11 protein-coding genes are annotated in these 12,757 nt (G+C 59.4%); 6 read left to right on the top strand and 5 right to left on the bottom strand.

The genetic code is table 11. The annotated features are described in order from the left end of the window. Positions 1-8: 8 nt before the first annotated feature. The 4 genes from AC1D3C_RS15345 to AC1D3C_RS15330 form a co-directional block, all read right to left on the bottom strand. Positions 9-998, bottom strand: coding sequence for a glycosyltransferase family 2 protein (locus tag AC1D3C_RS15345; RefSeq protein ID WP_477483476.1), 990 nt, complete (start codon positions 996-998; stop codon positions 9-11). After that, the gene (locus tag AC1D3C_RS15340) at positions 998-1,789 is read right to left on the bottom strand and encodes a P-loop NTPase family protein (protein ID WP_477483475.1); all 792 of its coding nucleotides are present in this window, start codon (positions 1,787-1,789) and stop codon (positions 998-1,000) included. The genes AC1D3C_RS15345 and AC1D3C_RS15340 overlap by 1 nt, the downstream gene beginning before the upstream one ends. A 67-nt stretch (positions 1,790-1,856) precedes the next feature. After that, positions 1,857-3,344: a GumC family protein gene (locus AC1D3C_RS15335; RefSeq protein WP_477483474.1), complete on the bottom strand. Its 1,488-nt coding sequence runs from the start codon at positions 3,342-3,344 to the stop codon at positions 1,857-1,859. Positions 3,345-3,398: 54 nt separating this feature from the next. Next, positions 3,399-4,649 (bottom strand): polysaccharide biosynthesis/export family protein, encoded by a 1,251-nt coding sequence (locus AC1D3C_RS15330; protein ID WP_080719223.1) that lies wholly within the window; start codon positions 4,647-4,649, stop codon positions 3,399-3,401. 335 nt (positions 4,650-4,984) lie between these two features. Between AC1D3C_RS15330 and epsE the strand changes: the two genes are divergently transcribed. The 6 genes from epsE to AC1D3C_RS15300 all read left to right on the top strand — a co-directional run bounded on the left by epsE (position 4,985) and on the right by AC1D3C_RS15300 (position 11,174). After that, positions 4,985-6,226: an exopolysaccharide biosynthesis GT4 family glycosyltransferase EpsE gene (gene epsE, locus AC1D3C_RS15325; protein ID WP_247033152.1), complete on the top strand. Its 1,242-nt coding sequence runs from the start codon at positions 4,985-4,987 to the stop codon at positions 6,224-6,226. Positions 6,227-6,369: 143 nt separating this feature from the next. Further along, complete coding sequence (locus AC1D3C_RS15320) at positions 6,370-7,416, top strand: glycosyltransferase family 61 protein (RefSeq protein WP_247136425.1); 1,047 nt, start codon at positions 6,370-6,372, stop codon at positions 7,414-7,416. Continuing rightward, entirely contained in the window at positions 7,413-8,042 is a 630-nt protein-coding gene (locus AC1D3C_RS15315) for a serine O-acetyltransferase (RefSeq protein WP_477483473.1), read from the top strand. The genes AC1D3C_RS15320 and AC1D3C_RS15315 overlap by 4 nt, the downstream gene beginning before the upstream one ends. Positions 8,043-8,068: 26 nt before the next feature. After that, positions 8,069-9,706 carry an AMP-binding protein gene (locus tag AC1D3C_RS15310; protein ID WP_477483472.1) on the top strand — a complete coding sequence of 546 codons (1,638 nt, stop codon included), beginning with the start codon at positions 8,069-8,071 and terminating at the stop codon, positions 9,704-9,706. After that, positions 9,703-9,936, top strand: a complete 234-nt coding sequence (locus AC1D3C_RS15305; protein ID WP_477483471.1) for a phosphopantetheine-binding protein — start codon at positions 9,703-9,705, stop codon at positions 9,934-9,936. The genes AC1D3C_RS15310 and AC1D3C_RS15305 overlap by 4 nt, the downstream gene beginning before the upstream one ends. Further along, positions 9,936-11,174 (top strand): type III PLP-dependent enzyme domain-containing protein, encoded by a 1,239-nt coding sequence (locus tag AC1D3C_RS15300; RefSeq protein WP_477483470.1) that lies wholly within the window; start codon positions 9,936-9,938, stop codon positions 11,172-11,174. The genes AC1D3C_RS15305 and AC1D3C_RS15300 overlap by 1 nt, the downstream gene beginning before the upstream one ends. A 22-nt stretch (positions 11,175-11,196) precedes the next feature. Here AC1D3C_RS15300 and AC1D3C_RS15295 read toward each other — a convergent pair whose 3' ends face one another. Then, the gene (locus tag AC1D3C_RS15295) at positions 11,197-12,636 is read right to left on the bottom strand and encodes an exopolysaccharide biosynthesis polyprenyl glycosylphosphotransferase (RefSeq protein ID WP_477483469.1); all 1,440 of its coding nucleotides are present in this window, start codon (positions 12,634-12,636) and stop codon (positions 11,197-11,199) included. Positions 12,637-12,757 lie beyond the last annotated feature (121 nt).

Raw genomic sequence — 12,757 nt, 5'->3', positions numbered from 1 at the left:
GAAAGCGGTCAGATCCTGCGAAACGGCCCCGAGTGCCGGATGAAATCCTGCAGCAGATGCGGCGGCCCGCTGGATCTCTTGCCTTCGGCGAGAAGCCTGATGCGCCAGGCGATGTGTCCGCAAAGCCAGGCAAGGTCCGAGAGGACCGAAAAAGCAGCTCCGTGATGCTTGAGATGGTAACGCCGCCGGGACTCGAACCAGTAGGCTGGTCGCCTGGACGGTTTGACGTGTCGTGTCACGCCCGTCGACTGGCCGACCAGGTGAATGATGCGGCTTTGCGGCACATGCCAGCAGGACCATCCGGCGCGCGCTGCCCGAATGCAGAAATCCACTTCCTCATAATACAGGAAATATCCTTCATCGAGGGTGCCGATCTGATCGAGGACGTCTGTCCTGACCATCAGGCTGGCTCCGGAGACCCAGTCGATCCGGCTGGGCTCCCGCGGCATATCCGGAGCGATACGCCAGCGCCCGAGCAGGCGGGTAACCGGCCCCAGCTTCGCCTCGCTTTCAAATTCATTGGCAATCGAGGGAAATCGGAAAGCGCAGGCCTGACCTTTCCCGTCCGGATGTTCCAGACGGCTGCCGGCAATGCCGGCGTCGGGCTTGCGGTCCATGAATTCGACCAGGCGCGTAACACTGCCGGGGCGGGCAATGGTATCGGGATTGAGGAGCAGGACATAGTCTGGTCGACCGAAGTTTGCCATCGCATATTCAATGCCCCGGTTGTTGCCGTAGGCAAAGCCGCCGTTCACTTCCAGCGGAAGGCATACGGCATTCGTCCAGCCGTTCTTCTTTATGGCTGCTGCAATAAGATCGGCCGAGCGATCGCCGGATCCCCCCTCGACGGCAACGATCCGCGTCCCGTCCGGGACCGTGCCGGGGACGCTCAAGGATGCAAGGCAATCGATGGTGAGATCGGCGGTCCGATAGTTGACGATGACGACGACCAGTTTCAGCGCCGTGGCGTCGTCCTGCCGATTAAGTTCGACATCCATCAAAGGCCGTGCCTCTTCGTTTTGTTCAGGACCACCTGCATGTTTTTCTCGGGGCCAAGATAGCTCCGGCAGATCTCCAGTTCCGCAAGCTTTGACTTACCGATCGCGAGTACGATCAGGGCGGTGTCCGACATTTCGACAAACGGGATCACCTCATCCGAACTCAACATGGGCGGCAGATCGAAAAGAACGATCGTCGGTCTCAGCATCTGTCGCGCAAGATCGACCTGCGCCGTCATCCGCGCCAGGTCCGCCGGCAGCGGAATTTTGCCCGGCCCCCAGGCCGCGCGCAGCAGATGACAACGGACGCTTCGAATATCCACCGTCGTCTGCCAACCGTGAACCGGATCGTCCGATACCGGACGAGGCGACAGCCCGAGTATATTGCCTATTGCGGGATCCCGGGAGTTCGCATCGACGAGCAAGACATTAGCGCCGGGTACGCGGGCGAAACTGAGCGCCAGATTGATGGCGGTTACGGTGGTGCCGCATCCGATCGTCGGGGCGGTCACCGAAATCACCCGCGTGTCCCGGTCCTTGTGTGCGTTGAGCAACTGGTTTCGCAGGACGTCGTAGGAATGTGCCATCGGACTGTCGCTGTCGAAGGCGATGATGCGATTGGAATACAGAAAGGTGGGGGAGACTGGAGAGACGCCCGGCAGCGGCGGACATTCCTCATGGGAGTGGATGACCGAGCCGTTGAGGTAATTGGTATTCAGCTCAGCAAGGCCGGTCCCATCCAGCCTCTCCGCCATTCTTCCCCGAGATGAAATATTCTTGATGACTTCCATGAAATTCGTGCCCTGTCCCATCGATACCATTTTCAACTAGAGGCGGTTCGGCCGTAGTCGAACCACGTCACCCTCCCGCAAGCGGACTTGGGGTCGCAAAAGCGGAATTCCGGAATGCCCTGGCAATACGCCGCTTCGGCTTCCATCGTGGAATGACCACCAGCGTTTCTCCGGCCAGAGCGTCGCTGAGATCGAACGTGCCGCGGATGGTCTGGTCAAACAGATGCGCGCCGTAGATGCCCGCCGCCGCAGCCATGGCCGCTGCAGCACAGGCTCCAGCGATCAATTGGAGTCGCCGTGGTCCCGTAGCGGCTTTGGGAACTTCCGGCTCCTCGACCACCTCGATCTGCTGGGCGGCATCGCCGTCCTCCAGCCGCTCGCCAAGGCGTGCCGCGTCGAGCTTAGTCTGCATCTCGTCCATGTTTCGCTGCAACGACACCTTCTCGGCTTCATTCGCAGCGATCTGTGCTCCAACTTCGGGAGCGTGAGAGACAAGCTCCCGCAGCTTGGCGATGCGTTCCGTAAGGGCGCTCCTTTGGGCTATATTCTGTTGCTGGCGCGGCTTTGCCATCGCGATACGTTCTGCGATCAGCATGAGCTCGGGCGAAAGCGTCTTGATCTCTTCAGGCGTCGGCATATTCCCCGATGTGTCGCGCGGTGCCGGTGCAACTTGAGCCCGCATCTCATCGAGACGCTGCTTCATGGCGCGAATCTGGGGATGCGTGTCCGAATAAATGACCGACTTGACTGCGAAATCACGCTCAAGCTCGACGAGCTGTGCATGAAAACGCGTACTTTCGGTCGTCTGTCCGACGCCCATGCGCAGCTGGGCTTCGTAGATTCCTATCTCTTCGTTCAGCGCAACGGCGGCCCGGTCGAGTGCCGCGAGTTCCACTTCCTTTGCCTGAAGCTCAATCAGCAAGGTTGGGATTCTCGTGGGATGAGATTCCTTGTTTTCCTCGAGATATTTGGTCCAGACGCCTTCCCTATCGCGGAACCGCTGGGTGACGTTATTGGCCTCCTGCGTCAGGAATTTCGTTGCCTCCGAAGCGCGTGCCATGCGGATGCGCCGGTTTTCTTCGATAATTTGCGAAACGAGGTCCGAAACTACATTCGCGGAAATGATGGGATCGCCATATTTGAAGCCAATTCTGACCGAGGCGTTGCTTGCGACGCGGTCGGCACCCTCGGTCACCGATATCAGCAGAGTGATCTGGTTGCGTATCAAGGCCGCAAAATTGTTCTTGGCCAAGGTATCCGGCATATTTGGAAAGAGACGGTATTTTTCGGCCAGTGCCAGCAGGTTATTGCGCGACAATACCCGTTGCTCGATGAATTGCAGGCGGTCGTTCGATACGGTCGGTGATACGAGCGTCGTTGGTATCTGCTGAAATTCCATCAGCAGCAGCGCCTCGGAATAATAGCTCCGTGGCATCGTGTAGATGAAATAGGCGCCAACCAGAATGGCAATCAGTCCTGGTACGATGGCGTAGAGAGGTTTGGCGAGGGCGATTTCGATATAATAGAGAATATTGCGTCCTAACTCGTTGATCATGCTGTCGCCTCATTGCTTCGCGTACGAGATACATTGGTCATCACGAAGTCTCCGTCATCGAGCTGCCCTCGTTACTTCGGACGAGCGGGTTTCGGCTCGAGCCACCGGCTGACCAGCCCCCGCATCCCCGGTCTTTGTCGGGTCTGTGTAGACGACCCGCAACAGATCGCCCGGCAGGATCGGGGTCATCTCGGTTGCGACGAACTCGCGGGTTTCGCCGTTCGTGGTCCGCACGACGTGATAGCCGAGCTGCCGCCGCTCCCTCTGCTGGCTTGAGGCAGCACTCTCCCCATAGATGGTCATGATCCGCGTGCTGTCGGCCAGCCGCGCTGCGGTTTCTTCCTGCTCGCGCTGGGCCGCGTTGAGTTCGACCAGCAATTGGGTCCGCTGTGCCTGTCGAGCGCTATCGTAACGGGCGAGCTCCGCCATCTTGGTGCGCTCGGCAACTGCAATTTCAGATGTCAGTCGGCTGATCTGTCCCTCGAGCTCGGCGATCGTGCCTTCCTGGACCATCTGCTGCGAGCCTTCGGTCACGCCTTTGGCGACGAGCCCGGTGATGCTCTGGAGGCGGCGTTTGGCCAGGTCGATCCGTTTCGTCATGGTATCGACCTGCTCCTGCATCGCGAGACTGTTTCGCTCCGTGAGTTGGTTTGCCTGTGCCTGGGCTTTTTCCTCCATGGAAAGCGCTTCCATGCGGGCGTTCAACAGCGATTGTTCCTGGGCAAGGGCCGGATCGGCGGCAAGCGCTTCGGTCGTGCCGATGGATTTTTCGCCCCGCAGTTCCGCCTCGAGGCGGACGATGCGGGCCTTCAGTTCCTGCAGGCGTTTTTGGGAGTGTTCGACGTCGCGGCGTACAATCACGGACCGGTCCTGATCGGCGGCCAGTAAAGCCGTGCGGTAAACGCCGCCGGCAACGCTGAGGCCGTGAAGGACAGTCATGTTCGCCCGATACGGGTATGCGCCGGGTGTGGCGACCTCGCCAAGAACGTAGATCAGCTGCGGGTTTTGAGTGTTGGGCCGCAACATGATCGTCAGATTGGGTTTGTCGTTGAAATAGGTTTTCAGCCGATCGAGAAGTTGCGCCTCCAGTTCCGAAAGGGAAAGCCCGGCGCTCTGAATATGGCCTGCAAGGGGGAATGACAGCCATCCGTCCGGAGCAATGACGACCTCGCGGGTGAGCTCTGGCTCCTGGGCAATCCATACCTGAAGCGTATCGCCTGGCTGTAGGCGATAGGCTGTCTGGGCGGCAACGTCCCCAAATGTCAGGCAGAGCAATAGCCCCGCGAGACTCGTTATCCCACGCATCTGTAGACCCCCGGTGATTGGTAACCCCTTCCCATCCAACTGGGATAAGACGGTTTATACTACGGCCGCGTCGGGCACCTGCAAACAAGGCACAAAGAGGTACGTGTCCGATCCCCGTTCCTAACCCGAACGGATGAGTGCCAAGCGATCCGTCCCCTTTAGGATAAGGCCATCCGCCGCCAAGAAAGCTTGTGAAATGGCGACCTGGCGCTGACCATGATCCTTCTGCATTCAACCGATTAGTGCCTGCGGTTACCGGCCGCGCGTGGTCTGTCATGCGAGTGCCGCAGCCGACAAGGTCGCGTGTCGCGGGAGCGTTGGAACAAGGAGGGGTGATGGGTCGCAGGATAGGTTTCTTCATACCGGAATTTCCGGGTCAGACCCATATATTCCTGTGGCGTGAACACGAGGCCTTGTCCGAGCTCGGTATCGAGGCTCAATTCGTTTCCACGGCGCCTCCTCCGAAGGCGATCGCGTCACATGCCTGGGCCGACGAAGCCCGCAGGGAGACCGACTACCTTCTGCCGCTCGGCTTCCGCGGAGCGCTTGCAGCGATGGCGGAAATTGTTCGCGCCGGTCCGCGTCGGGTCGGCCGGAGTCTTGCCGCCGTTCTCGGTGCGGAAATCAAATCTCCAGCCGGTCGACTGCGCATGCTCGCCATCCTATTGGTTGCCGGCAAACTTGTGCGGCTCGCGCGTCGTGGAAACTGGTCCCATATTCATGTCCATTCCTGCGCCGACGCGGCGAACGTCGCGGCGCTGGCGTCGCTCTTGTCCGGAATACCCTATAGCCTGACGCTTCATGGCCCGACACTCGAGGGTTATGGTCCCAACCAGCGGCAGAAATGGAAGAATGCCGCCTTTGCGACGGTAATCTCCAAGCGGTTGTTCAACGATATCGATGTCAAGCTAAACGGCTCGAAACCGTCCCGGATCGCGATTGCGCCGATGGGGGTGGATCTGGAGCAGATTCGCAGGAGCCGTCCCTACAACCCTTGGAAACCTGGGGAACCATGCCGGATCTTTACCTGCGGCAGGCTCAATCCGGTGAAAGGACATGACCTCCTGCTTCAAACCGTCGAAATTCTGCGAAGGCGTGACATCGACGTCCGCCTGCAGATTGCCGGCGAAGACGAGCAGGGCGGCAGCGGCTATCGCAGGACATTGGAAGCCCTGATTGCGGAAAAGAAGCTCACCGGCTGTGTCGAACTTCTGGGAGCGGTCTCCGAAACCCGGGTGCGACAAGGGCTGGAGGACGCGCATATCTTCGTGCTCGCCAGTCTGAACGAAGGGATTTCGGTCGCCATCATGGAGGCGATGGCGATGGAGATGCCGGTGATCGTCACCGATGTCGGTGGAAATAGCGAGCTCGTCGACCATGGTGTGGATGCCATGCTGGTTCAAGCGCAGCGTCCGGAGGAGATGGCAGCCGCTATCGAAAGAGTATTGCTGAACGATGATCTCTCACGTCGGTTGAGGCAGGCATCGCGGGCCAAGATCGCCGCGAAATTCCACCATCGCATCAGCGCCCAGGCGATTGCTTCACTGCTGGAGCACGAGGAAAATATCGTTATCTGATACTTCGAAATGAGTAGGCCGATAACCCAAAGATCACGGCGAAACCATTGGCCGCTATGCGATTATCCTGCCCAGGGCGGTAGTTTGGGGGCATGGAGCCTCAGCGTTCGAAGCGCCGTCGCGGGCCCCGGGAGGATGGTTGATTGATATCTTTTCCGCCGATCATGCATTCTTTGAGAAGAGCGGCCCGGATCTCTGTTCCGGACATCGAGGCGGTCGCATGCGAACGTTGGACGATCGCTCCGCAAGTCAGACGCTTCATCCACCCTGCCAAATTTCTTCCGCATCATCTCGATCGCATCACGGGTGCGGAATTCGGTTCCGTTGCCGAGATATTGAAGGGCTTCAGGGGAAATTACGAAACCATCCAGGAGGCAACAGTCGGTTACCGGGTCAAGAATATCGACCTGATCGACGGCGTACTCTATGGGCAGAAGTCGTCGAGGAGCCTCAGGCCTCGCAGCCGCCGGCTGCCGGTCTATGTGCCCCCCAAGCAATCGGCCAGTGGGGCACTGTTCGAGAGCTGGGTCGGCAATCGCTGGTTCGGCAACTGGCTTTTGGATGACTGTCTGACTTATTCGCTGGCGGACGAATATCAGACGCCGGTCAGGACGCGGCTGGCCACGTGGGAGCACGAGCCGCAATACGCCCAGAAACTGGGCTTCAAGCCGATCCAGGTCAGCGACGTCCATTTCAACGAAGTGGTCCTTTTCCGGGACAAGGGGCAGAACGCGAGCAAGAGGAAACGGGCCGATCAGCTGCGCGAAAAGCTGCTGGCGTCGGTGCCGCCTTTTCCCGTTCATCCCGGTGTCTTCATCCTGCGGGGAAACGGGGGAAGCAGCCGGAACCTGACAAACGAGGCCGAGATCGCCGAACAGTTCGCATCGAAACTCGGATTCCGGATCCTCGATCCGATGGCGTCGTCGGTAGACGACATTATTCTTGCCTGTGCCGGCGCCCGCATCGTCGCCGGCGTCGAAGGCAGCCATCTGGTGCATGGCCTCACCGTCATGCCGCCGGACGCGACCCTCTTCGTCATCCAGCCCCCGGACCGGGCGGTTTCAGCTCTCAAGATCATCACCGATCGTCAGGGACAGGGCTACGCTCTCGTCATCGGCGAGGGAACCTGCGAAAACTTCAGGGTCGATTGGGATGATATCGGCCGCACATTGGAGATGGTGTTCGCATGACCTCACGGCTTCGTTTTCTCCACCCTCAATCGGTTGCGATGCAGGACCACAATAGTACGGCATCTCTGCAGGCGCCTCCCGTCCCGTTCGGCCAACTGGTGCGCAAGGACTATGACCGTCACGGCGGGACGGTCCTCAATGCCGCCTTTATCGCGCTGTTGGTCTATCGCTTTGGTCGATGGGCGGGCAGCCGCCGAAGCTACGTCGCCAGGCGGTTCTTCCAGAAGATCTACGGCGCGATCAACATGGTCGTTTCAACGCTGACGCGCGTGTGGATCCCGGCCGAGGTGACGCTTGGCGAGGGTTTTCACATCATCCACGTCGAGGGGTCGATCTCGATCCACCCGGCGGTCGTGATCGGAAAACGATGCGGCATCATGCACAATGTCACGATCGGCACGAACATGAGCGCCGGCGCGCCCAGGATCGGCGATGACGTCTTTATCGGCGTAAATTCCACCATTCTTGGCGACATTCGGATCGGCGATCGGGTGCGGATAGGAGCGAATACGGCGGTCTCCACCGATGTCCCGTCGGATTCGATCGTCGTCGGCTCACCGGCCAGGATCTATCCCCGCCTCGGCCCGTTTTTGAGCGAGCACACCAAGGCTGATGCCGGCCCTTGATCCACCCATCGCTGGAGGAGTTTGCCATGAACGCGTTGACCACCAACTTCTATCAGCTTCTGGCTGACAACCTTGATGCAAGGCCGGGCAAGCCGGCGATCATCGACGGTCATCGTGCAGCGAGCTATGCCGCTGTGGTGGCCGAGGTGGATCGGCTGGCGGGCTATCTTCAGAGCCGCAATATCCGGCCGGGCGACCGGGTGATCGTGCACCTGCGCAAGAGCATCGCAGAAGTCACCGCCATGTTCGCCATCGCCAAGGTCGGTGGAGTGATCGTCAACGTCAACACGCAATGGACGGTCGAGCAGCTCGAATATGTCGCCAACGACTGCGGCGCACGCCTGCTGATTGTCGAGGCAAGGGTCGCCGAGGCGCTTGGCGCACGCAAACTACCCGACACGGTCGACAATGTCCTGGTCAAAGGCAAATTGCCGGCCGACACCATATTCGATGTCTGGGATCATCTTCCGGAGGACTTTTCCAGCGACGAAATTGCGCGCCTCGACACAGAACTTGCAATGATCATCTACACATCCGGTTCGACGGGCATGCCGAAGGGCGTGATGCTGACCCATCGTAACATCGTTGCCGGCGCCCGGTCCGTGTCGCGCTATCTGGGCCTCAGGGAGGACGATCGGCTGCTCAGCGTCCTGCCCTACAGCTTCGACTATGGCCTGAATCAGCTGACGACGATGATGCTGATGGGCGGTACAGTCGTGCATCAGGCGGTGCCGATGGCGACCGAAATCGTGCTGGCGATGCAGCGGCATCGGGTGACGGGCGTCGCCGCCGTGCCGCCGCTGTGGAGCCAGATCGTGCGACTGCTGAAAGACAACCCCGTGGAATTTCCTGCACTCAGGCGGATCACCAATTCCGGCGGCAAGATTTCGCTCAATATCCTGGAGCAGATACCGCGGGTTTTTCCGGATGCGGATGTCTACTTGATGTACGGACTGACCGAGGCCTTCCGCTCCACCTATCTCTCGCCGCAGAAGTTCACCCGCAAGATGGGCGCGATCGGCCAGGCGATCCCCGGCGCCGAAGTCTATGTCATCAAGCATGGCGAAGGCATCGCCTATCCCGGCGAGCAGGGCGAACTCGTTCACCGCGGCCCGCTAGTGAGCCTTGGATATTGGGGCAAGCCTGAGGTAACGGAGCAAAAGATCAGGCCGTGTCCGGAGCTCTGGCACCTGATCGGCGACGAACCGGTCGTCTATAGCGGCGATATCGTCAGGATCGATGCCGATGGCGACCTGTGGTTCATCGGCCGTAACGACGCGATGATCAAGACCAGCGGCTTCCGCGTCAGTCCCGATGAGATCGAGGATCTCGTCTGCCGCAGCGGCGTGGTGGCGGAAGCAGTCGCCTTCGGTGTCGACGACGAGGAACTGGGGCAAACCGTGCATGTGGCGATAACGCCGATCGGCGAGTTCGATGAGGAAGCCTTGCTGCGTTACTGCCGGCGCGCGATGCCGTCCTATATGGTGCCGCGCCAGTTCCATGTGTGGGCGGAAGGCATGCCCCGGACGTCGAGCGGCAAACTGGCGCGACCGGATGTGGTGCGCCTTTCCCGCGAATGCATGCAAGGCGGGGAAATTGTCCTCAGTGCACCTCCGCTGGCAGTCCCAGTCAAAGTGATAGAAACGAGGGAGAACTTGCAATGAACCTTACCCATGGAAAATTGATCGGTTACCTGCGGGAGTCCCTGAATATCGCCCATGCGGACAGCGAGAGCGAACTGTTCTCCTCGGGGCTTCTCGATTCCGTCTCGATGGTGAACCTGCTGGCCTTTGTCGAGCAGACGACGGGCCTTGCCATCCGCGCCGAGGACGTGACGCTCGAGAATTTCGATACGCCGTCCCGGATCATCCGTTTTGCCGAAGCCAGCGCCTGATGAACCACTCTTCGGCGCTCGATGTCTGGCTGCAGACTGCGGCGGCATCATTCGGAACCCCCTCATATGTCTATCTCGCATCGGCAATCGAAAGCCGGGCAGCGCTCCTGAGGCAAGCCTTCGAGGGGCGTTTTGCGCTGAGCTTTGCCGCGAAGAGCAATCCCAATCCGGCATTGCTTTCCCTGATGAGGGGACAGGCTGAATATCTCGACGTCTCCTCCATCGGCGAATTCAGGACAGCTCTTGCAGCGGGATGGGAAGCCGCGCGCATCAGTTTCACAGGTCCGGGAAAACGGCAGTTCGAAATCCGGGAGGCGATCGAAGGCGACATTGGCGAACTGATCCTGGAATCGGTGCGCGAGGCCGTACTTGCCAATTCCATCGCCGCCGAACTTGGGCGTATCCAGCATGTCCTCGTCCGCATTGCTCCGACCACGGTTCCCAAAGGGTTTGGCGATCAGATGGCCGGCCGGCCTTCGGCCTTCGGCATCGACTGGGAAGATGTTGCGAGAGACATGCCTGAGATCGCGGCCCTGCCCAATCTCAAGATCGTCGGGTTGCACATCTATTCCGGCACGCAGTGCCTGAAGCCCGAAGCCATCTGCGAGAACTATCGCAACTTCATCGGCATTTTCCGGGAGGTCTGCGAAGCTTACATTCCGCTGCCGGAAAAACTGGTGTTCGGTTCCGGGCTCGGAATTCCCTATCATGACGGCGACTTGCCGCTCGACCTGACTGCCGTCGCTGCCGGCATCGCGGGGAATCTCGATGGTCTCAAGGCGTTGCCGCAATTTACTGCGACCCGGCTGGTGCTCGAACTTGGGCGCTATCTTGTCGGTGAGGCCGGATATTTTCTGACGCGCGTCATTTCGGTCAAGGAATCACGCGGCGTGCGGATCGGTATCTGCGACGGCGGCATGAACAACCACCTGCCGGCTTCCGGTCATTTCGGAATGGTGATGCATCGGAACTATACGATGCACAAGGTCGGTGGGCAGGGTGAACCGGAGAAAGTCAATCTCGTCGGCCCGCTTTGCACCTCGATCGACCGGCTCGCCGTCGGGGCGATGCTTCCGCGGATCAAAGAGGGTGATCTCATTGCCGTGCATAACAGCGGCGCCTACGGGCTGACGGCCAGCCCAATCCATTTCATCAGCCACGCACCGCCCTGCGAAGTCCTCATCGAGGCCGCCGGGATGCGGGATGTCACCCACATCCCGGCGCTGCCATCGGCTTAAAGCCTTCCGATCTTGCAGTGAATCAGTAGACCTTGCCGAAATCGCAGATCTCGATTGCGGTGCGGACGACGATCTTCATATCGAGCCAGAACGACCAGTTGTTGATGTACCAGAGGTCGTGGAATATCCGTTCTTCCATCTTCTCGATATTCGGCGTCTCGCCGCGGCAATTGTTGATCTGAGCCCAGCCGGTCAGCCCGGGTTTGACATGCCGCCTGAAGGCATATTTGGCGATCTGCGCATCATAGAGTTCGTCGTGGGCGAGCGCGTGCGGACGGGGGCCGACGATCGACATCTCGCCTCGGAGGACGTTCCAGAGCTGCGGCAACTCATCGATACTCGAAGCGCGGATGATGGCCCCCATCCTCGTGACGCGGGGGTCGTTCCTGGTAGCCTGGCGAATATCAGCAGAATCTTCCATGACGGTCATGCTGCGGAACTTCAAAATTCGGAACGAGCGGCCGCCATATCCTTTGCGGACCTGCCTGAACAGAATCGGACCCCTGGAATCGCATTTGATGGCGATCGCCACGACGAGCAACAACGGAAACAGCGAGAGGATGGCCAATAGCGAGAAGATGATGTCGAACGCGCGCTTGGTACCGCGTTCGTAGAGGTTCAGCGGCGGCCGCTGCGTCTGGAATGCTGTCATGCCGCCGATCTTGCGGGCCGGAGCGCTGGTAAGCCGGCCGACGACGCCATCGAAGATGACGTTGACCGGCGATGCAGAGCGCCTGAGTTCTCCGAGGTAGAATTCGAGCTTGGAGACATTCGGGTCCCGCCAGATGATGAATACTTCATCGATATTATCGGTCTCACTCAGCCTCAGTCTCTGCAGGGCGTTCACGGGCAGCAGATTTTCATCCGAGAGGCGGAGGACCTGCACGAGTGTCATACCGCTTGCGGCCGCCTTATGCTGCCAGTGTTCCGCCGAAAACTCCTCATGGCAGATCAGGAGTATCCGTTTCATCTTGAAGGACGCCGCAGCCGCTGCCGACGGCAGATACCAGTGCCAGAACAGGCGGGTGCAGATCAGCCCGGACAGAGAGATGACAGCTGTCATCAAGATCGCTCCGCGCGAGAAGGTCGTGCCGATTTTCAAAAAGAAAATGACCGTCAGCAGGAAAGCCAGAGCGCTTGGAATCAGAATGCAGATCAGCCGGATTTGTGGCCGCAGGAGCTGAATGCTCTCCGGGCTGTAGGCCTGGGCGCTGTGCATTGCGAGCACGAAGATCGTCGATAGAACCAGGCCGATCCCGATAAAAAGCGACGGATCGGGCGCAGATCCGAAAACGACATATTGATAGCCCGTGAAGCCGACGCCGGTCGCGCCGAGAAGATAGATGAAGTCGGCCGCGGCAGCCACATAGGCGATAACATGATATTCAGGCCCCCCGCGTTGAGACTTCTGCTCAAACGRGATGTAATCATTTCCAATCTTCGGCTCGAATGGTGTGATCATCGTTAAAAAACCCCTACCAGCGATAAGAGTATAGCCGAGGAGAGGGTAGGCACAATGTATCCAGCCTACCTCCTAAGAATGATCTCCCTATTACCTACTTTTGTTGCTGGACCGATTGAAT

Source organism: Neorhizobium sp. P1_A6 (genome assembly GCF_056406795.1).
Note: the sequence above shows the minus strand (reverse complement) of the source record. Positions and strands in the feature narration are given on the sequence as shown.